The sequence below is a fragment of the Stenotrophomonas sp. YJH_SMC_16 genome (assembly GCF_059367875.1).
The window spans coordinates 24,106-44,609 of the sequence record NZ_JCAFRH010000002.1 but is presented as its reverse complement, the minus strand read 5'-3'; the positions used below and the strand labels follow the sequence as shown (position 1 = coordinate 44,609).

Here is a 20,504-nt window from a genome sequence, read left to right as displayed (position 1 = left end):
ATCGTCTTCCGGGCACCGATTGATCCGGTGCCCGGATACTGAACCACGCATCACCTCCGCCAAAGGAAAAGCACCATGGCACAAGTCATCAACACCAACACGATGTCGTTGAATGCTCAGCGTAACCTGAGCACCAGCGGCAGCTCGCTGGCCACCACCATCCAGCGTCTGTCCTCCGGTTCGCGCATCAACAGCGCCAAGGACGACGCCGCTGGCTTGGCGATCTCCGAACGCTTCGGCACCCAGATCCGCGGTACCGACGTCGCCATCCGCAATGCCAACGACGGCATTTCGCTGGCCCAGGTCGCCGAAGGTTCGCTGACCGAGATCGGCAACAACCTGCAGCGTATCCGTGAGCTGGCTGTACAGTCGTCCAACGCGACCAACTCGGCAAGTGATCGCAAGGCATTGCAGTCGGAAGTGAATCAGCTGGTCAGCGAGATTGATCGTGTGGCCAAGCAGTCCGATTTCAATGGCACCAAGCTGCTGGACGGCTCGTTCTCCAGCCAGCTGTTCCAGGTTGGCGCAAATGCCGGCCAAGCAATCGCAATTGATAAGATTACCAATGCCAAGACTGATTCGCTGGGCGGTACCCTGTTCTCCTCGGCGACCACCACGGCGACCACCACTACCGTTGCAGAAACACCCGCCGGTTCCGGGGTGTATGCATTTGCTGCAGGCACCGTCGCCGACTTCTCGATCTCCGCAAATGGAGCGACGGTGAACTTCAGCGGTGTGAAGTTCGACGCAGGCAGCGCATCAACGCAGGCCGCAGGTGAGGCTGCCAGCGTGGTTTCCCAAGGGAACGCCATCGCAAAGGCCATCAATCAGAAGTCGGCCGACCTGGGAGTCTCTGCCGAAGTGGACTCCGCGGGTAAGGTAACTATCAGCTCCTGGAAGGAGGGGAAAGTCGGCGACCAGATCACCGCTACCGGCGTAACCCTCGCAGACGACGCAGCTCTGGTTGCCACCGATGCCAAGCATGCCATTGACCTTGACGTCACCAGTTACGGCAAATCTCAACAGGCGCTGCAGATTGTGGACAAGGCGCTGGAGGGCATCAACAGCACCCGAGCCGACCTCGGTGCGATCCAGAACCGCTTCACCTCGGTCGTCGCCAACCTGCAGACCTCGACGGAAAACCTGTCAGCGTCGCGTAGCCGCATCAAGGACACCGATTTCGCCAAGGAAACCGCAGAGCTGACCCGCACCCAGATCCTGCAGCAGGCCGGTACGGCCATGCTGGCCCAGGCCAACCAGGTGCCGCAGGGCGTGCTCAGCCTGCTGCGCTGATCCACGGCAAGAAGGTGCCGCTACCGTCGGGTCAAACCGACGGTAGCAGCAACCCGGAAGTCACGATGCACGAAGGCGCGGGCCATGCCCGGCCCGGGATCACTCCCGAACCGGCTTGGCATCGCCCGCTCCTGCGGACCTCTCTTTCAGCGCTGTACCTTTGACTGTACGTACCGGGCGGCTTCGTCTCCCCCCGATTGTCAGTAGCCTGTGCCCTCCCCTGCATTGGGGGAGGGTTTTTTGCAGACTCCCGGCAGCCCGCGGTGATTCCTCCCGCACCCTGCCCCAACCCTCCTGCAACCTACGTGCCAGAACCTGCGCCAGACCATTGGCACGGCTCATGCATCAACGAAGTCCTCAAGACCCAGCGGCGCAGGCCGCTATTTTCGTTGACGACGGGCCAGCGCCTAGCGGCCAGGCCCGATACCAGGAGAATCACATGGCAAGCTTTGGATACGGTGGCATCGGCTCGGGCCTGAACATTTCAGACATCGTCAGCCAGCTGGTGGCGGCCGACCGCAAGCCCGCCGACAACGCGCTGAACCTGCAGCAGTCCAAGGCCAAGATGCAGCTGTCGTCGATCGGCACCGTCACCTCGGCCTTCGACAAGCTGAAGACCGCCTTGACCGCGCTGAAGGCCACGACAGCCTTCGACACCCGCACCGTAACCGCCACCGGCAAAGCACAGCCAGGCAACACCGACGATGTACTGACGGCATCGGTGGCGCTGTACGACCAAGGCACCACCAAGGCAGCGGCCGCCAACGGCACGCACCAGGTGGAGGTGAAATCCCTCGCCACGGCACACAAGCTGATTGCCAACGCCTCAGTGCCGAAGACTGACACTTTCGGCGCCGGAACCTTGACGCTGACCGTTGGTGTGGGCGACAAAGCAAAGACGATGAAGGTCGAAGTGGAGGCCGGCGACACGCTGACCACCGTGCGCAACAAGATCGACGCCGCAGGCCGCAAGGAAGGCGTGCAGGCGACCCTGATCGCTTCGGGCGACAACCAGTACTTGTCGATCGCCCAGGAGAAAACCGGCGCCGCCAATGCGATCAAACTCGAATACGGCGGCAGCGACCCGAAGTTGAGCGCACTGGTTGGCAGCCTTCAGGAGAACACCGCGGCAGCCGATGCCGAGCTGACCATTGATGGCGTCACGGTAATCAGCGACAGCAACACCGTGACCGATGCCGTACCAGGCCTGACCCTGAACCTAAAGGTCAAGGGTAAGAGCACGGTCGTGATCAGTACCGACACCACTGCAGCCACCAAGGTGATGCAGGACTTCGTCAAGGCCTACAACGATGCGATCGCCGCCATCAATACCGAGACCAAGTACGACGCCAAGACCAAGGAAGCGGCGACGCTGACGGGCGATGCGCAGATGCGCGGCGCATCCAGTCAGCTGCGTTCGATGATGGGCGCTGTACTGAAGGACCTGTCCGCGGATGGATTGGATCCGAAGAAGCTCGGCCTGCAGACCCGTGGCTATCCCAATGCCGATGGTAGTCTGGTGCTGGACGCGACCAAATTCGCAGCGGCGCTTGCCAGCCAGCCGGAGAAGATCCGCTCGGCGATCACCGGTGATACCGGCGGCGCCGGCAAGCTCTACACGATGGTCGACGGTTACGTCAGTACGACCACGGGCAAGGAAGGCGCCTTCGTCGCCCGCACCAAGGGCCTGAACACCACGCTGGACAACATCGACAAGCGCCGCAAGGACCTCGACACGCGCATGAAGAACGTCGAGGAACGCTACAAGAAGCAGTTCCTGGCGCTCGACAGCCTGATGGGCAAGCTGCAGCAGAGCAACACCGCATTGCAGCAACAGCTGGCACAGCTGAACCGCTAAAGGACTGCGTGCGACGCTCAAGTTTGACGTGTAACGCACCGATAACGGACGCAACAGCAATCATCGCCGCGCCGACGGCAGCGGTCCCCACGATCGCCCGGCGGCACCCCGCGCAAGGAGAATCACGAATGTACGGTTCCAGCCGTCAATATGCCGAGCAGTACCGCCAGGTGGGAGTGACCAGTGCGGTCGCCGACGCCGATCCGCACAAGCTGGTGGCGATGCTGCTGGCGGGCGCGCTGGAGCGCGTGCGGCGCGCCCAGGCCAGCCTCGAGCGTGGCGACCAGGCCGGCAAGGGCAAGGCGATCGGCGAAGTCTGCGCGATCGTCGGCCACCTCAACGGCTCGCTGGACCACGAGGCCGGCGGCGAGATCGCCGGCAATCTGTCGGCACTCTACGACTACGTGCTGCAGCGCCTGACCGAGGCCAACCTGCACAACGACCGCGCCGCCCTCGATGAATCCCTGCAGCTGCTGGGCGAGATCGACAGCGCCTGGAATGCGATTCCGCACGAACAACGCCGCCCGGCCGCGGTGGCACCATGAGCCTGCATGAACTGCACGCCCAGCTCGACGCCTTCGAGAAGGCCTTGGGCGAGGACGCCCTGGACCAGGCTGACAGCCTGCTCGATGGCCACGACAGCACCCTGCACGCCCTGCTCAGCCAGCCGCTGACCACGGCCGACCACGCGCCGCTCAGCGCACTGTTCGAACGCCAGCAGAATCTGCTCGGCCTGCTACGCCAGCGCCGTGATGCCGTCGCCGCGCTGATGAACGACGGCCAGCGCTCCCTTCGCGCGGCACATGCCTACCTGCAGGCAGAATCGCTGGCATGACCCAGTTGCCGACCACGTCGCTGCATCATCCGGCCGAAAGCGAGCTGTTCGACGAAACGCTCAGCTGCGAGCTGGCCCTGCCGGCCGAGTTCCAGGCAGGCAGCGCCGCTGGCCGTACCAGCAGTGCCGAGGGCCTGCTGCGCAGCCTGGCCCTGGTCGAGGACAGCCGTGTCGACGAGCACGACGACCGCAATGAGTCCAGCCTGCAGCTGCAGCGGCTGGAAGCCAAGCTGGATCTGGCGATGGTGCTGCTGGGCCGGCTGGTACGCCAGCAGGGCCAGGAACTGACCCTGCGCCCCGTACGCTGGTCACGCCGCGGCATCCGCCTGCAGCTGGGCCCGCGTAGCGGTGCCAGTGCCGGCCAGGCCGGCGTGGTACGCCTGCAGCCCAGCGACTGGCTGCCCGACCATATCGACCTGCCGGTGGAAGTGATCGCCGAAGCGGCGGACGGTGGCGGTGGTCACTACCTGTGGCTGCGTTTCCAGCGTCTTGGCGATGGCCTGGAGATGGCGATGGAGCGGCATCTGTTCCGCCTGCATCGCCGCCAGGTGGCCGAAGCACGCCGCGCCCGCTGAAACCTGCCACCATGGCGGCGGATGGGCAAGCCTTGGCGCGCCCGTTCAGCTAAGTTAAGGTGGACTCCCCTCACGGACCTCCAACGTGCCTGTGCGAGTTCTCATCGTCGACGATCACACCCTGGTCCGCGCCGGCCTGGCGCGGCTGCTGCAGGGGTTTGCCGACGTGCAGCTCGTCGCCGAGGCCAGCAATGCCGAGCAGGCACTGCAGCTGGCCCTGCAGCACGCCCCGGACGTGGTCCTGATGGACCTGTCACTCCCCGGCCGCACCGGCCTGGAAGCCCTCAGTGACATCCGCCTGCGCGCTCCCGGCACGCGGGTGGTGATGATGACCATGCACGACGACGCCGCGCACGTGCGCGATGCACTCGATCGCGGCGCGGTCGGGTTCCTGGTCAAGGATGCGGCGCCGCAGGAGCTGGAACTGGCGCTGCGTGCCGCGCACGCCGGACAGGTGTTCCTGAGCCCGCAGATCTCCGCCAAGATGCTGGCACCGATGCTCGGCCGCGAGAAACCCACCGGCATCGCCGCGCTGTCGCCACGCCAGCGCGAGATCCTGCGCCGCATCGGCAAGGGTGAGAGCAACAAGGAGATCGCCGCCGACCTCGGCATCAGCGTCAAGACGGTGGAGACCCACCGCGCACGCATGATGGAATCGCTCGGCTGCCGCCGCGCCAACGATCTGCTGCTGCTGGCCGCGCGCCACCAGCACGAGCTGGAGTGATTGCCTGCGAATGGGGTCAGATCCCTTTCTGCAGGAACGGGATCTGACCCCTGCCCGGCACTGCACCGGCGACGAATTCCCGTCACCCTGACACGCTCCGACAGGAACCCGTACACGGCGCAGCCCGGTCAATCCGGCAACCACACAGAAAATCAGCAACTTAGGCGCGATCATCGTCAACATTCCGCGCCGATGTAGGGAATACCCCTACATCCTGTCAGGACATTCACGAAGCCCCTCAGGAACCCCCTGATTCCGCCCCCGCCGGATCAAAAGCAAGATGCGTTCCACAAGGCGCCGGGGAGCGGTGCCGGGGAACCACGATGAAGGCTGCACTCTCGACCCATCTGGGCCAACAACTTCACCTTACCCCGCAGTTGCTGCAGTCGATCCGGCTGCTGCAGCTCGATGGGCTGCACCTGGAACAGGAAATCCAGCGCCTGCTGGACTCCAATCCGTTGCTGGAGATCGAAGAGGCCGAAGCGCCCGCAGCCGATGCCACCGAGGCCAGCGCCACGACGATGGACACCGCCGCCTTCGACGAGCTGCCGGAGTCTTCGATGTGGGACGTGGCCGGCGCCAGCTGGCAGGACGGCGACGACGACCGCATGGCGCGCATCGCCGCCGGCGAATCGACCGACCCGCAGCTGCGTGTGCTTCAGCGCCTGTCGCTGGATATGGACGACCGCGAACTGGCGGTGGCCGCGTTCTGGCTCGATCACTGCGACGAGGCCGGCTACCTGCAGGCACCGCTGGACCAGCTGCAGTTGCTGGCCAGCGCCCAGTTCGATATCGCCGCCGACGGCGTCGAAGCCATCCGCCAGCAGCTGCTGCACGGCGAGCCCGCCGGCATGGCTGCGCAGGACCTGCGCGAAGGCCTGCAGGCGCAGCTGCGCAGCCTGCATGGCGCAGTTCCCGCCCGCCATCTGGCCACCCGCATTCTCCACGGCGCACTCGAAGCACTGGCCGCACACGACTACCCCGCCCTCGCCCGCCTGCACGACGCCGAGATCGACGACGTGCGCGAAGCCGTGCGCCTGATCCTGTCGCTGCAGCCGCGCCCGGGTGACAGCCTGCTGCCCGAACGCAATGCCGTGGTGGTACCGGACGTGGTCGCCTGGCACGCCGACGGCCAGTGGAAAGTTGCCCTCAACCCGGCCACCAGCCGCCGGGTCTCGATCAACAGCCAGTACGAACAGGCCTTGGCCGAGACCAGCGAGGCCGCACCGGCGCTGCGCGAAATGCTGCAGGAAGCGCGCTGGTTCAGCCGCGGCCTGTCGATGCGCTACGACACCCTGCTGCGCACCGCGCGGGTGATCGTCGAGCGCCAGGCCGCGTTCCTGGTGCGAGGCGAGGAAGCCATGGCGCCGCTGACCCTGAAGGAAGTGGCCGAGGAAATCGGCATGCACGAGTCCACCGTCTCGCGCATCACCACCGGCAAGTTCCTGCAGACCCCGCGCGGCACCTTCGAACTGAAGCACTTCTTCGCCGTGCGCCTGGAAGGCGCCAGCGTCTCCGGCCAGGCCGTGAAGGCCATGGTCCGCCGCCTGATCGACGCCGAACCGGCCGGCCGGCCGCTGGCCGACGAGGCCATCGCCGGCCTGCTGTCGCGCCAGGGGGTGAACATTGCCCGCCGAACCGTCGCAAAATACCGAGAACAACTGGACATCGCCCCGGCCCGTGAACGGCGCCGGCTTGGCGCCAGGCAACCGCAGCTGGCCCGGGTGGGCTGAAAAGGATGTTGGACATGAACAAGCTCACGGTCCTGTTGGTCGATGACCACGAGGGCTTCATCAATGCGGCGATGCGCCATTTCCGCAAGATCGACTGGCTGCAGATCGTCGGCAGTGCCGGCAACGGCCTGGAAGCGATCGAGCGTTCGGAAACGCTGCGCCCGCAGGTCGTATTGATGGATCTGGCCATGCCGGAGATGGGTGGCCTGCAGGCCACCCGCCTGATCAAGTCGCAGGACGATGCACCGTACATCGTGATCGCCAGCCACTTCGACGACGCCGAGCACCGCGAACACGCGCTGCGCGCTGGCGCCGACAATTTCGTCAGCAAGCTGTCCTACATCCAGGAAGTCATGCCGATCCTGGAAGGCCTCAGGGAGGATCGATCGTGAGCGAATCGCGCATCCTGGTGCTGGACAACGACGCCGTGCGCGCAGAGCGCACCGTTGCCCTGCTGGAATTCATGGACTTCAACCCGCGCTGGGTGTCCGACGCGGCCGACTTCGACCTGGGTCGCCAGCGCCAGAACGACTGGATGGCCGTGATCGTCGGCAGCCTGGACGACAACGCCGCCAGCACCGCACTCTACAACTGGCTGGGCGGCAGCAGCCTGCCACCGCCGGTGCTGCTGGCCGATGGTGACGGGGTAACGTTTGCCCGCCAGCACGGCCTGCACGAAGCCAACATCTGGCCACTGGAAACGCCGCTGCGCCATGCGCAGATGGAAGCCCTGCTGCGACGCGCCAGCCTCAAGCGCCTGGACGCCGAGCACCAGGCCGGCGCCGCGCAGGAGCAAGGCCCGACCGGCAACGGCCCGGCGGTGACTGCGTTGCGCACCATGATCGAGCAGGTCGCCGCGTTCGATACCACCGTACTGGTGCTGGGCGAATCCGGTACCGGCAAGGAAGTCGTGTCGCGTGCGATCCACCAGCGCTCGCCGCGCCGTGATGGCCCATTCGTGGCGATCAACTGCGGCGCCATTCCGCCGGACCTGCTGGAAAGCGAACTGTTCGGCCACGAAAAGGGTGCGTTCACCGGCGCACTGACCGCCCGCAAGGGGCGTTTCGAAATGGCCGAGGGCGGCACCCTGCTGCTCGACGAAATCGGCGACATGAGCCTGCCGATGCAGGTAAAGCTGCTGCGCGTGCTGCAGGAACGCAGCTTCGAGCGCGTCGGCGGCAACCAGACCATCCGCTGCAACGTGCGCGTCGTGGCCGCGACCCACCGCGACCTGGAGACCCGCATCGCCGAGGGCAAGTTCCGCGAGGATCTGTTCTACCGCCTCAACGTGTTCCCGATCGAAGTGCCCGCGTTGCGCGAGCGCCGTGAGGACCTGCCGGCGCTGGTGGAAACCATCGCCGCGCAGCTGGCCCGCACCGGCCGTGGCGAAGTGCGCTTCACTCCCGAAGCGCTGCAGGCGCTGTCCAGCTACGAATGGCCGGGCAACGTGCGCGAGCTGACCAACCTGGTCGAGCGCCTGGCGGTGCTGCATCCGGGCGGTTCAGTACGCGTGCAGGACCTGCCGGCCCGCTACCGTGGCGATGCCGCACTGGCAGCGGTGGCTGCACCGGCACCGGCAGCTACGGTTGCCAACGAAGAACGCCTGGACCTGCGCAGCTTCTCGTTCCACACCCCCGGCAGCGGCAACCAGCCGGCGCTGGAGCACGGCATCGCCGTCAATCGCCCGGCGGCACCGGCCGCCCTGCCCGACGAAGGCATGGACCTGCGCAACCACATGGCCAACATCGAACTGGGCCTGATCAACGAAGCACTGGAACGCACCCAGGGCGTGGTCGCCCACGCCGCCCAGCTGCTCGGCCTGCGCCGCACCACCCTGGTGGAAAAGCTGCGCAAGTACGGTATCGAACGCGAGCAGGCCGAACTGGCCGGCTGAAGCGCGCTACCAGCATGAAGGGGGCACGAACGCCTGGGCTTGCCCGGGCGTTCGTGTTTCCAGAACCCGGGGTCGGAGCCCTGCGCATCTACAGCGCCGGAACGCCGGCCGCTGGACACCGCAGCCGTAGGCCAGAAAACCGACGCCGGTTAAATGGCGCGTCACGGCCCAGAATCGCGCCATCTATCTATCCATGCCGTGGATCAAGCGTGTCGACCAAGGTCGACACCCACCAGGAGCAGCATGCCGACCAACAGCAGCGGCCAACTGTCGGAGGCGGGGTGGGTCTGGTTGCGGGGGTGTCCGCGGCATGGATGCCGCGGCCAAGCCCCCAAGGACGGGTTTACGGCGTCCCCCGCAACCGGACCCACCCCGCCAACCCACAGATGCCCCGCCTTTGACGTTGACGTTGACGTTGCTTCGGCGGGTGCAGGGCGCAGCCCTGCCAGCACACCCAACCTCCTCACTTCACTGAATCGAAAACCGGTTTCGGCACGGCACTTGCACTGGCTCCAGCAGACAACCCCATCCCTGTTTCTGGAACCGTTGCAGATGTCCCACTCCGTCACTTCGATCCTTTCGCAGATCCGCTCCTATCAGACCCAGATGGGACAGCCGGCGCTCAACCCGCTGGGCGAAACGCCGCGCAGCAACGCCCTGCCGGGCACGGTGCTGGACGCACCGCAGGCCCAGCCGGCCAGCTTCACCGAAACCCTGCGTGGTGCGATTGCCGGCGTCAACGATGCGCAACAGAAATCCGGCGCCCTCGCCAAAGCCTTCGAAATGGGCGACCCCAGCGCCGACCTCGCCAAGGTGATGGTCGCCTCGCAGCAGTCCCAGATCGCCTTCCGCGCCACCGTGGAAGTCCGCAACCGTCTCGTCCAGGCTTACCAGGACGTGATGAACATGCCGCTGTAAGGAATAGAGACGCATGGCACTGACGCTCTCCAAGGACAGCCTGAACGCCGAAAAGGCCGGGCAATGGTTCGACCGCCTGCAGAGTCTGCAGATCACCCGTCGGCTGGGCCTGATGGCGATGATCGCGGTGGCGGTGGCGGCAGGCCTGTCCGTGTTCTTCTGGTCGCAGAAGCCGGGCATGGTCCCGCTGTACACCGGCCTGGACCAGAAGGCGACCGCTGAAGCGACCGACCTGCTGCGCGCCGCGCAGATTCCGTTCGCGCTCGACCCGGCCACCGGTGGCATCACCGTGCCGGAAAAGAACCTGCACGACGCGCGCCTGAAGCTGGCCGGCTCCGGCCTGACCGACAGCGGCAAGCTCGGCTTCGAGCTGATGGAGCGCGACCCGGGCTTCGGCGTCAGCCAGTTCGTCGAAAGCGCGCGCTACCAGCATGCGCTGGAAACCGAGCTGTCGCGCACCATCAACACGCTGCGCCCGGTGCGCGATTCGCGCGTGCACCTGGCCATTCCCAAGCCCAGCGCCTTCACCCGCCAGCGTGACGTGGCCAGCGCCTCGGTGACCCTGGAACTGCGTGGCGGCCAGCAGCTGGAACGCAGCCAGGTGGACGCCATCGTGCACATGGTCGCGGCCAGCATCCCGGATCTCGCCCCGGAACGGGTGACCGTGGTCGACCAGAGCGGGCGCATGCTCAGCGTCAGCGACCCGAACAGTGAGGCGGCGGTCAACGCTGCCCAGTTCGAACAGGTGCGCCGCCAGGAAACCTCGTTCAACCAGCGCATCCGCGAGCTGCTGGAACCGATGACCGGCCCCGGCCGCGTCAACCCGGAAGTGAGCGTGGACATGGATTTCTCGGTAACCGAGGAAGCCCGTGAGCTCTACAACGGTGAACCGCAGAAGCTGCGCAGCGAGCAGATGAGCGAGAACACCACCAGCACCCCGGGCCCGCAAGGCGTGCCGGGCGCGACCAGCAACAGCCCGCCGGGCCAGCAGGCCGCGCCGGCCACCGCGCAGGCGCCGACCGAAAGCAGCAAGAACGCGACCCGCAACTACGAGCTGGACCGCACCCTGCAGCACACCCGTCAGCCGGCGGGCCGCATCAAGCGCGTCTCGGTGGCGGTCCTGGTGGACAACGTGCCGCGCGCCGGCGCCAACGGCAAGGTCAGCCCCCAGCCGCTGTCGGCCGCCGAACTGACCCGCGTCGAGGCACTGGTCAAGCAGGCCGTCGGTTTCAATGCCGAGCGTGGCGATACCGTGTCGGTGATGAACGCTCCGTTCGTGCGTGATACCACGCCGGTCGAAGGCCCGGCCTGGTGGGAGCTGCCGTGGGTGCACGATGCCGGCCGCATGCTGCTGGGCGCCGTGGTGGTGCTGGCATTGCTGTTCGGCGTGCTGCGCCCGGCATTGCGTGCGATCACCGGCCAGAACAGGAAGAACGACGAACAGGCACTGGAACCGCACACCGCGGACGTGCAGCTGGTCGATGACGATGGCATGCCGCTGCCGGCGCTGGGCGCCGACCGGGCCAGCCTGGGCGGGCCGGATGCACTGGCCCTGCCGGTGGATTCATATGAGGAACGACTGCGGATGGCGCGTGAAGCCGTGAAGACCGACTCCAAGCGCGTGGCCCAGGTGGTCAAGGGCTGGGTGGCCAATGACTGAGGCACAACTGACCGGCGTGCAGCGCGCGGCCGTGCTGCTGCTGTCCCTGGGTGAGCTGGATGCAGCCGAAGTGCTGCGCCACATGGAACCCAAGGAGGTGCAGAAGATCGGCATCGCCATGGCCACCATGACCGATATCACCCGCGAACAGGTGGAACGGGTGATGGACCAGTTCGGCCAGGAACTGGGCTCGAAGACCTCGCTGGGCGTGGGCTCGGACGACTACATCCGCAACATGCTGGTGCAGGCGCTGGGCAGCGAGAAGGCCGGCAACCTGATCGACCGCATCCTGCTCGGCCGCAACACCACCGGCCTGGACGCCCTGAAGTGGATGGACCCGCGCGCGGTGGCCGATCTGGTGCGCAACGAGCACCCGCAGATCATCGCTATCGTGATGGCGCACCTGGAAACCGACCAGGCCGCCGACGCGCTGAAGCTGCTGCCGGACCGCACCCGCGTGGACGTGCTGCTGCGCATCGCCACGCTCGACGGCATTCCGCCGAACGCACTCAATGAACTCAACGAGATCATGGAGCGCCAGTTCGCCGGCAACCAGAACCTGAAGTCGTCCAACATCGGCGGCGTGCAGTGCGCGGCCAACATCCTGAACTTCATGGACAGCGGCCAGGACCAGGCGATCCTGGGCGAAATCGCCCGCATCGATGCGCCGTTGAGCAACCGCATCCAGGACCTGATGTTCGTGTTCGACGACCTGGTGGACCTGGACGACCGCGAGATGCAGCTGGTGCTGCGCGAAGTGAGCGGCGAGCGCCTGGGCCTGGCCCTGCGCGGTGCCGACATCAAGGTGCGCGACAAGATCACCCGCAACATGTCGCAGCGCGCGGCCGAGATCCTGCTGGAAGACATGGAAGCCCGTGGCCCGGTGCGCCTGTCCGACGTGGAAGGCGCGCAGCGCGAGATCCTGGCCATCGTCAAGCGCATGGCCGATGAAGGCACCGTCACCATTGGTGGCAGCGCGGAGGCCATGCTGTGAGCAACGTCGTGCGCTGGCTTGCCCCGGACCTGCTGGCCCAGCCCGACCCGGTGCTGGATCAGGAGGATGCGTTCGAACTCACCGAGCCGGACCCGGAACACGAACCCGAGCCACCGCTGCAGCTGCCGACCCTGGAGGAAATCCAGGCCATCCAGGACAGCGCCGAGAAGGAAGGCTTCCAACACGGCCATAACGAAGGTTACGGCCAGGGTCAGGCGGAGGTGCGTCGCCTCGCCGCGCAGATCGAAGGCATCCTCGACAACTTCAGCCGACCGCTGGTGCGGCTGGAGAACGAAGTGGTCGGCGCACTGGGCGAACTGGCGGTACGCATCGCTGGCGCGCTGGTCGGCCGCGCCTACGAAGCTGACCCGGCACTGCTGGCACAGCTGGTCGGTGAGGCGATCGACGCGGTGGGCGGCAGCACCCGCGAGGTCGAAGTGCGACTGCACCCTGACGACATCGCCGCCCTCGCCCCGCTGTTGAGCCTGCCGCCACAACAGCGCCTGGTGCCAGACACCAGCCTCAGCCGCGGCGATCTTCGCGTGCACGCCGAAGCCGTGCGCATCGACGGCACCCTGGAAGCCCGCCTGCGCGGCGCGCTGGACGCGGTGATCCGCCAGACCGGAGCCAATGCATGACCCCCGATCCGCAGCCGACGCCGCCACCGGCCGACTGGGCCATCGCCCGCAACCTGCGCCTGGCCCGTCGGCTCGATGGCCTGCGCGTGGATACCGCCCATGGCCGTGGCCTGATCCGCGAAGGCGTGCTGCGCCGCGCGGTCGGACTGACCCTGGAAGCGGTCGGCTGCGAAGCGCCGCTGGGTGCCAGCTGCAAGGTGGAAGTGGTCGATGGTGGCTGGGTCGATGCCGAAGTGGTCGGCTTCGCCGGCGAGCGCACTTACCTGATGCCGAGCGCGGAACTGCACGGCCTGCTGCCCAATGCGCGGGTGGTGCCGTCCGCACGCCGTGGCGGCGTTGAAGTGGGCGAAGGCCTGCTCGGCCGCGTCATCGACAGCGACGGCGTGCCGCTGGACGGCAAGGGCCCGATCCGCGCCGAGGGCCATGTCGGCATGGCCGGCGTGTCGATCAATCCGCTGGCACGTGAACCGATCACCCAGCCGCTGGACGTGGGCGTGCGTGCGATCAACGCGCTGCTGCCGATCGGCCGCGGCCAGCGTGTCGGCCTGTTCGCTGGTTCTGGCGTCGGTAAGTCGACGCTGCTGGGCATGATGACCCGCTACACCGCCGCCGACGTGATCGTGGTCGGCCTGATCGGTGAACGTGGCCGCGAAGTCCGCGATTTCGTCGAGACCACGCTGGGCGAAGAAGGACTGCGCCGCGCCGTGGTGGTGGCCAGCCCCGCCGACCGACCGCCACTGGCGCGCCTGCACGGCGCCTACCGTGCCACCGCCATCGCCGAATGGTTCCGCGACCAGGGCCTGAACGTGCTGCTGCTGATGGACTCACTGACCCGCTTCGCCCAGGCGCAGCGCGAGATCGGCCTGTCGGTCGGCGAGCCGCCGACCACCCGTGGTTACCCACCGTCGGTGTTCGCCAAGCTGCCGGCACTGGTCGAACGCGCCGGCAACGGCGCCAAGGGCCGTGGCTCGATCACCGCGTTCTATACGGTGCTGACCGAAGGCGATGATCCGCAGGATCCGATCGCCGATGCAGCGCGCGCGATCCTCGACGGCCACATCCTGCTCTCGCGGCGCGTGGCCGACAGCGGCCTTTACCCGGCCATCGACGTCGAATCGTCGGTCAGCCGTGTGGTCACGGAAATCGCCGACGAGCCGTGGCGCCTGCGCATCCGCAAGTTGAAGCGACTGGTCTCGGCCTACTCGGCCAACCGCGACCTGATCGCCATCGGTGCCTACCAGCGCGGCAACGACGCGGCCACCGACGAAGCCCTGGAACGCTGGCCGGAAATCATGGAGTTCCTCGGCCAGGACGTTGCCAAGGCCGCAGATCTCCCGCACAGCCAGGCGGCGCTGCAGCGCCTGGTGGAACAAGAGAGTTAAGCCATGAACCAGTCCAAGCGCATCGATCCCCTGCTGAAGCGGGCCCAGGAACACGAGGACGCGGTGGCCCGCGATCTGGCCGAACGCCAGCGCGTGCTCGATACCCATCTGTCGCGACTGGACGAACTGCGCCGCTACGCCGAGGAGTATGCGAATGCGCAGATGGCGGCGACCAGCCCGGCGCAGCTGCTGAACCGGCGCGCGTTTCTCGACCGCCTCGACAGTGCGGTCGAACAGCAGCAGGCCACGGTCAATGGCAACCGCGAGAAGGTGGAAGCCGAGCGCGCCCGGCTGATCCTGGCCAGCCGTGACAAGGCCGTGCTGGAACAACTGGCCGCCAGCTACCGCGCACAGGAGAAGGTGGTGACGGACCGCCGCGACCAGCGCGAGATGGATGACATCGGTGCCCGCCGCGCCCGCCTGGTACAGATCGAAGACCAGGACGGCGCCGAGCAGGGAGGCCGCTCGTGATGCCCGCGCCATTGACCAGCAGCGCCAACGCGCAGCCACAGAATTCCGGCAGCAGCGCAACGCGCGCGCCACGCGGTGAGGGCAGCAAGGATTTCAGCCAGCTGCTGCAGGGGGGTGCGCCGGGCGCCGATGGATCCTCCAGGCCCTCGAACATGCCCACGTCGCCTGCACAGGGGCCGGCATCCGACAGCAATGGCCAGTCCAGCGCCGAGCGCAGGCCGGACAGCGCTGCCGTACCCGAAGAGACCGCAGCGACGGTGCCCCCGGTGCAAGCCAGGCCCGCTGCCGAAAAGGACGCCTCGGCGACGACCGAGGAAGCCCCATGGCCGCCGCTCGGCCTGGCAGGACTGGTACTGGCGGTACCGACACCTGCCGATCCTGCCGCCACTCTGCCAGCAGTGGCGACGGCCACCGATGCAGACGGCAACGCACTGCCCTCGCCCGCTGCACTGCCGGTCGCAGCAGCCCTGCCCTCCACAGCAGCGGCGACCGCTACGGCCACCGCCGAAGGCGACGGCCCCAATGGGGCCGACCAGGCGACCACTCTGCCGTTGCCTGAGCTGGTGCTGCCCGGCAAGCGCGGCGAGCGCGGTGAAGGCAGCGACGCAACCCTCATCGGCGACCGCGCCACGGCGCCGCTGCTGCATGCACCGGGCAACGCGGCTGTGCAGGATCTGAAGGCCGCGCTGGCCACGGGCAATGCCATCTTCAATGGCGAACCGACACCGAAGCCGGTGCTCGGCGACGATGGTTTCGACCAGGCCATTGGTGCGCGCCTGGGCTGGCTGGCCGACCAGAAGATCGGCCATGCCCACATCCGCCTGAGTCCGGACGACATGGGCCCGGTCGACGTGCGCCTGCAGTTGAACGGCGACAAGGTGCATGCCAGCTTCAGCAGCCCGCACGTAGATGTACGCCAGGCACTGGAAAGCAGCCTGCCGCGCCTGCGCGAACTTCTCGGCGAGCAGGGCTTCCAGCTGGCTCATGCCGATGTCGGCCACCAGGCCCCCGGTGGTGACGGCAATGCGTCGGGCCAGTCCGGTGGCGGCGGCATGGCAGGTGACGGAGAACCGTCGCCAGGCGACGCCAGCCTGTCGTCCGCGCAGTTGATCCGCCAGCGCGGGTTGCTGGACGCATACGCCTGACACCGCGCGAGCGGGTAGCGCCGGGCCATGCCCGGCGGAGCCCCAACCCTCCGCCGGGCATGGCCCGGCGCTACCGATACAGGCATCCGACGGAATTCCGTCGCATCCCTCCGCCCCGGCTCCGGCACACCCCTTGCATATCCCGGTGAAGCAACCCTCAGGAGCTTCACCCCGTGGCCGCAGCCGCTGACAAAACCAAGAAGACCGCCGAGAAGGACAAGGCCGCCAAGCCGCGTAGTCCGATCCTGATCACCGCACTGGTGGCCGTACTGGCCGCCGCTGCCGCCGGTGGCGGCGTCTGGTTCTTCATCCAGTCCAAGCACGAAGAGAAGACCGCGCAGGCCCCGAAGAAGGCCAGCACTCCGGCACCGGCGCAGTACTTCGCGCTGGACCCCGCGTTCGTGGTCAACCTCAACGGCCCGGTCGACGGCCCGCGCTACCTGCAGCTGGAAGTGCAGCTGATGACGCGTGACCCGACCGCGCTGGAAGCGATCAAGACCCATGCCCCCGCCATCCGCGCACGCCTGCTGATGCTGTTCTCGCAGGTCAGCCCGGACCAGATCGCCGATGTCGCCGGCAAGCAGAAGCTGCAGGCCGCTTCGCTGGCCGAAGTGCAGAAAGTGCTCAAGGCCGAGACCGGCAGCAACGGCGCCGACGATCTGCTGTTCACCAGCTTCGTGACCCAGTAAGGGCCCACCGATGAATGACCTGCTGTCCCAGGACGAGATTGATGCCCTGCTCCACGGCGTGGACAGTGGTGCGGTCGAGACCGATCCGGAACCGCCATCAGGCGAGGCGCGTTCGTACGACTTCGCCAGCCAGGACCGCATCATCCGTGGTCGCATGCCGACCCTGGAAATGGTCCACGAGCGCTTCGCGCGGCTGTGGCGGATCGGCCTGTTCAATCTGATCCGCCGTTCGGCCGAACTGTCGGTGCGCGGCATCGAGCTGATCAAGTTCAACGACTACATGCACTCGCTGTATGTGCCGACCAACCTGAACCTGATCCGCTTCAAGCCGCTGCGCGGTACCGGCCTGATCGTGTTCGAACCGACCCTGGTGTTCGCCATCGTCGACAACTTCTTCGGCGGCGACGGGCGCTACCCCACCCGCATCGAAGGCCGCGAGTTCACCGCCACCGAAATGCGGGTGATCCACCTGCTGCTGAAGCAGACCTTCGCCGACCTTCGCGAAGCCTGGGCACCGGTGATGGATGTCGACTTCGAGTACATCAACTCGGAAATCAACCCGCACTTCGCCAACATCGTGACGCCGCGCGAGTACGTGGTGGTGTGCCGCCTGCACGTCGAGCTCGACGGCGGTGGCGGCGACATCCACGTGACACTGCCGTACTCGATGCTGGAACCGATCCGCGAGCTGCTCGACGCCGGCATCCAGAGCGACCGCAATGACCGCGACGAGAGCTGGGGCCAGACCCTGCGCGAACAGCTCAACATCGCCGAGGTGACCCTGTCCAGCGTACTGGCCAGCAAGCGCATGACCCTGCGCGACCTGACCCAGCTGAAGGTCGGCGACATCCTGCCGATCGAACTCAGCCCGCAGGTGCCGCTGTGCGTGGAGAACATTCCCGTGTTCACCGGCGAGTTCGGCATCGCCAACGGCATGAACGCCGTGAAGATCACCGCTACCCATCCGCCGGGCACCCGCCCGCGCGCACCCGTCATCCAGGAAGACCCGCAATGAACGATATCGACGCCCTCGAACCGACCCCGGCCCAGTTCAGCAGCCTGCAGGCCGATGAGGCGAACGGTCCTGACCTGAACCTGGACGTGATCCTGGACGTGCCGGTGACCCTGTCGCTGGAAGTCGGTCGCGCCCGCCTGCCGATCCGCAACCTGCTGCAGCTCAACCAGGGCTCGGTGGTGGAACTGGAACGTGGTGCCGGCGAATCCCTGGATGTGTTCGTCAACGGCACCCTGATCGCCCATGGCGAAGTCGTGGTGATCAATGACCGCTTCGGCGTGCGCCTGACCGATGTGGTCAGCCCGAGTGAGCGGATCCGGAGACTGCGTTGAGCCTGCTGGCCTCCACCCTGCTGGCGGTCGGCAAGGCCGCCGCCCCGGTTGGCCCGCAGGTCGGCCAGCATGCGGCCGCCGCACCGAGCCTGTTCGGTGCGGTGCTGGCGCTGCTGGCCGTGCTGGCCCTGGTCGTCGGCCTCGGCTGGCTGCTCAAGCGCATGCCCGGCAGCGGCTTCCGCCCGGCCGAAGGCATGAAGCTGGTGGCCAGCCTCAGTGTCGGCGCCAAGGAACGCGTGGTGGTGGTCGAGGTCAATGGTCAGCAACTGCTGCTGGGTGTCACCGCCGGCGGCATCAACACCCTGCATACCCTGCCCGAACCGCTGCCGCCGCCGGCACCGGTGCGCGTGCCGGACTTCAAGAACCTGCCGAATTTCGCCCAGCTGCTGCAGCAGCGGCTGCGCAAGGACCCCTGACATGCGTGTCACCCGTACCCGTCTTGCCACCCTGATACCGTGGCTGCTGATGCTTGCCCTGTGCCTGTTGCCAGCACTGGCATTCGCCGCCCCGGGCGCCCCGACCACGCCGCTGCCGGACATCAACGTCGGCAAGATCGGCGGTGCGCCGGTCAGCCTGCCGCTGCAGACCCTGCTGCTGATGACGGCGATCACCCTGATCCCGTCGATGCTGCTGGTGCTGACCTCGTTCACCCGCATCATCATCGTGCTGGGCCTGCTGCGCCAGGCACTGGGCACCGGCCAGACGCCGTCCAACCAGGTGCTGCTGGGCCTGGCGCTGTTCCTGACCGCAATGATCATGCTGCCAACCTGGGACAAGGCCTGGAGCACCGGCATGGCGCCCTATCTCAATGGCGAGATCGACTTCCAGACCGCCTGGACGCTGACCACCTCGCCGCTGCGCGCCTTCATGCTGGCGCAGATCCGCGAGACCGACCTGATGACCTTCGCCGGCATCGCCGGGCACGGCACCTACGCCAGCCCCGATGCGATTCCGTTCCCGGTGCTGGTCGCCTCGTTCGTCACCAGCGAGCTGAAGACCGCCTTCGAAATCGGATTCCTGATCTTCATCCCGTTCGTGATCATCGACCTGGTCGTGGCCAGCGTGCTGATGTCGATGGGCATGATGATGCTGTCGCCGATGCTGGTGTCGGCACCGTTCAAGATCCTGCTGTTCGTGCTGGTGGATGGCTGGGTGCTGACCGTGGGTACGTTGGCGGCGAGCTTCAATCCGGCGTGATCGAAAGGCAGTCGAGCCTGGCTCGACTCTACATAAGCAGATGGAATCCGAATGTCTCCCGAACTTGCCTTGACCGAACTGCGTGGCGGCCTGATCACCGTATTGTGGGTGGCTGGCCCGCTGCTGCTCACCGTGCTGGTGGTGGGCGTGGTGGTGGGCGTGGTGCAGGCCGCGACCCAGCTCAACGAACCGACCATCGCCTTCGTTGCCAAGGCGGCGGCGCTGACCGCGGTGCTGTTCGCGCTGGGCAGCCTGCTGATCGGCCACCTGGTGGAGTTCACCACGCTGCTGTTCCAGCGCATTCCACACCTGATCGGCTAGGACACGCGCTTCGATGGACGCCGCCACCCAGATGGCAGCCGACGGCCTGCAGGCCTTCGGCATGATCGGCACCGTGCTGTGGACCATGCTGCGCATCGGTGCCGTGGCCATGGCCATGCCGATGGTCGGCACCCGTGCCGTTCCCGCGCGGGTGCGCGTCGTGCTTGCCGGGACCCTGGCCATCGCGCTGGCGCCGCTGCTGCCGCCAGTACCGGACTGGACGGGCTTCGATGCCGCCACGGTCCTGACCATCGCCCGCGAACTGGCCATCGGCGTGTCCATCGGCTTCCTGCTACGGCTGGTGTTCGAGGCCGGGGCGATGGCCGGCGAACTGATTGCCCAGGGCACCGGCCTGGCCTTCGCGCAGATGAGTGACCCACTGCGTGGCGGCACCTCGGGCGTGATCGGCCAGTGGTTCTATCTGCTGTTCGGCCTGCTGTTCTTCACCGCCAACGGGCACCTGGCGCTGATCTCACTGGTGGTGGACAGCTACCGGGCGCTGCCGATCGGCGCGCCGCTGCCCGACCCGCACGCCTTCTTCAGCATCGCCCCGACCTTCCTGCTGACCGTACTGCGCGGCGCATTGACCCTGGCGATCCCGCTGACCGTGGCGATGCTGGCAGTGAATCTGGCGTTCGGCGTGCTGGCCCGGGCCGCCCCGGCGCTGAACCCGATCCAGCTGGGCCTGCCGGTCTCGCTGCTGCTGGGCCTGTTCCTGCTAGCGTTGCTGGCCGGGGAAATGGGTCCGCCGGTACAGCGCCTGTTCGATGCCGCCTTCCAGGCTGCGGACGCGGTCACACACTGAACTGATCATCACGTTTTACTGCTTG

General features: G+C 66.9%; 23 protein-coding genes. All 23 read left to right on the top strand.

Translation table 11 applies throughout. The features are described from left to right. Positions 1–75: 75 nt before the first annotated feature. Positions 76–1,293, top strand: coding sequence for a flagellin (locus tag AC5P6E_RS04950; protein ID WP_019336595.1), 1,218 nt, complete (start codon positions 76–78; stop codon positions 1,291–1,293). Positions 1,294–1,732: 439 nt separating this feature from the next. Beyond that, positions 1,733–3,151 (top strand): flagellar filament capping protein FliD, encoded by a 1,419-nt coding sequence (gene fliD, locus AC5P6E_RS04945; RefSeq protein ID WP_019336596.1) that lies wholly within the window; start codon positions 1,733–1,735, stop codon positions 3,149–3,151. Positions 3,152–3,279: 128 nt separating this feature from the next. Further along, positions 3,280–3,696 (top strand): flagellar export chaperone FliS, encoded by a 417-nt coding sequence (fliS, locus tag AC5P6E_RS04940; protein ID WP_019336597.1) that lies wholly within the window; start codon positions 3,280–3,282, stop codon positions 3,694–3,696. Further along, positions 3,693–3,986, top strand: a complete 294-nt coding sequence (locus AC5P6E_RS04935) for a hypothetical protein (protein WP_019336598.1) — start codon at positions 3,693–3,695, stop codon at positions 3,984–3,986. Before fliS ends, AC5P6E_RS04935 begins: the two co-directional genes overlap by 4 nt. Then, positions 3,983–4,561, top strand: a complete 579-nt coding sequence (locus AC5P6E_RS04930) for a PilZ domain-containing protein (RefSeq protein ID WP_019336599.1) — start codon at positions 3,983–3,985, stop codon at positions 4,559–4,561. Before AC5P6E_RS04935 ends, AC5P6E_RS04930 begins: the two co-directional genes overlap by 4 nt. A 91-nt stretch (positions 4,562–4,652) precedes the next feature. Further along, positions 4,653–5,285, top strand: coding sequence for a response regulator (locus AC5P6E_RS04925; RefSeq protein ID WP_010485918.1), 633 nt, complete (start codon positions 4,653–4,655; stop codon positions 5,283–5,285). Between the two features lie 323 nt (positions 5,286–5,608). After that, positions 5,609–7,018, top strand: coding sequence for an RNA polymerase factor sigma-54 (gene rpoN, locus AC5P6E_RS04920; protein ID WP_495230734.1), 1,410 nt, complete (start codon positions 5,609–5,611; stop codon positions 7,016–7,018). 14 nt (positions 7,019–7,032) lie between these two features. Next, a complete protein-coding gene (locus AC5P6E_RS04915; protein WP_010485922.1) occupies positions 7,033–7,410 on the top strand; it encodes a response regulator in 378 nt (125 codons plus the stop codon). After that, entirely contained in the window at positions 7,407–8,912 is a 1,506-nt protein-coding gene (locus tag AC5P6E_RS04910) for a sigma 54-interacting transcriptional regulator (protein WP_019336602.1), read from the top strand. Before AC5P6E_RS04915 ends, AC5P6E_RS04910 begins: the two co-directional genes overlap by 4 nt. A gap of 552 nt (positions 8,913–9,464) precedes the next feature. Beyond that, positions 9,465–9,830 (top strand): flagellar hook-basal body complex protein FliE, encoded by a 366-nt coding sequence (fliE, locus tag AC5P6E_RS04905; protein WP_005409552.1) that lies wholly within the window; start codon positions 9,465–9,467, stop codon positions 9,828–9,830. A 13-nt stretch (positions 9,831–9,843) separates the two neighbouring features. Next, entirely contained in the window at positions 9,844–11,490 is a 1,647-nt protein-coding gene (gene fliF / locus AC5P6E_RS04900; RefSeq protein ID WP_010485928.1) for a flagellar basal-body MS-ring/collar protein FliF, read from the top strand. Between the two features lie 7 nt (positions 11,491–11,497). Further along, positions 11,498–12,484 (top strand): flagellar motor switch protein FliG, encoded by a 987-nt coding sequence (gene fliG / locus AC5P6E_RS04895; protein WP_024958226.1) that lies wholly within the window; start codon positions 11,498–11,500, stop codon positions 12,482–12,484. Further along, positions 12,481–13,122, top strand: a complete 642-nt coding sequence (locus AC5P6E_RS04890; RefSeq protein WP_019338565.1) for a FliH/SctL family protein — start codon at positions 12,481–12,483, stop codon at positions 13,120–13,122. Before fliG ends, AC5P6E_RS04890 begins: the two co-directional genes overlap by 4 nt. After that, positions 13,119–14,504 carry a FliI/YscN family ATPase gene (locus AC5P6E_RS04885; RefSeq protein WP_010485933.1) on the top strand — a complete coding sequence of 462 codons (1,386 nt, stop codon included), beginning with the start codon at positions 13,119–13,121 and terminating at the stop codon, positions 14,502–14,504. Before AC5P6E_RS04890 ends, AC5P6E_RS04885 begins: the two co-directional genes overlap by 4 nt. 3 nt (positions 14,505–14,507) lie before the next feature. Next, positions 14,508–14,975, top strand: coding sequence for a flagellar export protein FliJ (fliJ, locus tag AC5P6E_RS04880; protein WP_010485935.1), 468 nt, complete (start codon positions 14,508–14,510; stop codon positions 14,973–14,975). Continuing rightward, on the top strand, positions 14,975–16,120 hold the full coding sequence (locus AC5P6E_RS04875; protein ID WP_483698085.1) for a flagellar hook-length control protein FliK: 1,146 nt from the start codon (positions 14,975–14,977) through the stop codon (positions 16,118–16,120). The genes fliJ and AC5P6E_RS04875 overlap by 1 nt, the downstream gene beginning before the upstream one ends. Before the next feature lie 173 nt (positions 16,121–16,293). After that, positions 16,294–16,809, top strand: a complete 516-nt coding sequence (locus tag AC5P6E_RS04870; protein WP_019338982.1) for a flagellar basal body-associated FliL family protein — start codon at positions 16,294–16,296, stop codon at positions 16,807–16,809. A gap of 10 nt (positions 16,810–16,819) precedes the next feature. Beyond that, a complete protein-coding gene (gene fliM, locus AC5P6E_RS04865) occupies positions 16,820–17,824 on the top strand; it encodes a flagellar motor switch protein FliM (protein WP_010482429.1) in 1,005 nt (334 codons plus the stop codon). Continuing rightward, positions 17,821–18,156: a flagellar motor switch protein FliN gene (gene fliN, locus AC5P6E_RS04860; protein WP_005409543.1), complete on the top strand. Its 336-nt coding sequence runs from the start codon at positions 17,821–17,823 to the stop codon at positions 18,154–18,156. Before fliM ends, fliN begins: the two co-directional genes overlap by 4 nt. Positions 18,157–18,173: 17 nt before the next feature. After that, the gene (fliO, locus tag AC5P6E_RS04855) at positions 18,174–18,572 is read left to right on the top strand and encodes a flagellar biosynthetic protein FliO (protein ID WP_029550912.1); all 399 of its coding nucleotides are present in this window, start codon (positions 18,174–18,176) and stop codon (positions 18,570–18,572) included. Position 18,573: 1 nt separating this feature from the next. Further along, entirely contained in the window at positions 18,574–19,353 is a 780-nt protein-coding gene (gene fliP, locus AC5P6E_RS04850) for a flagellar type III secretion system pore protein FliP (RefSeq protein ID WP_019338984.1), read from the top strand. 51 nt (positions 19,354–19,404) lie between these two features. Next, the gene (locus AC5P6E_RS04845) at positions 19,405–19,674 is read left to right on the top strand and encodes a flagellar biosynthetic protein FliQ (RefSeq protein WP_005413254.1); all 270 of its coding nucleotides are present in this window, start codon (positions 19,405–19,407) and stop codon (positions 19,672–19,674) included. Positions 19,675–19,687: 13 nt separating this feature from the next. Beyond that, positions 19,688–20,479, top strand: coding sequence for a flagellar biosynthetic protein FliR (gene fliR / locus AC5P6E_RS04840; protein ID WP_043395550.1), 792 nt, complete (start codon positions 19,688–19,690; stop codon positions 20,477–20,479). Positions 20,480–20,504 lie beyond the last annotated feature (25 nt).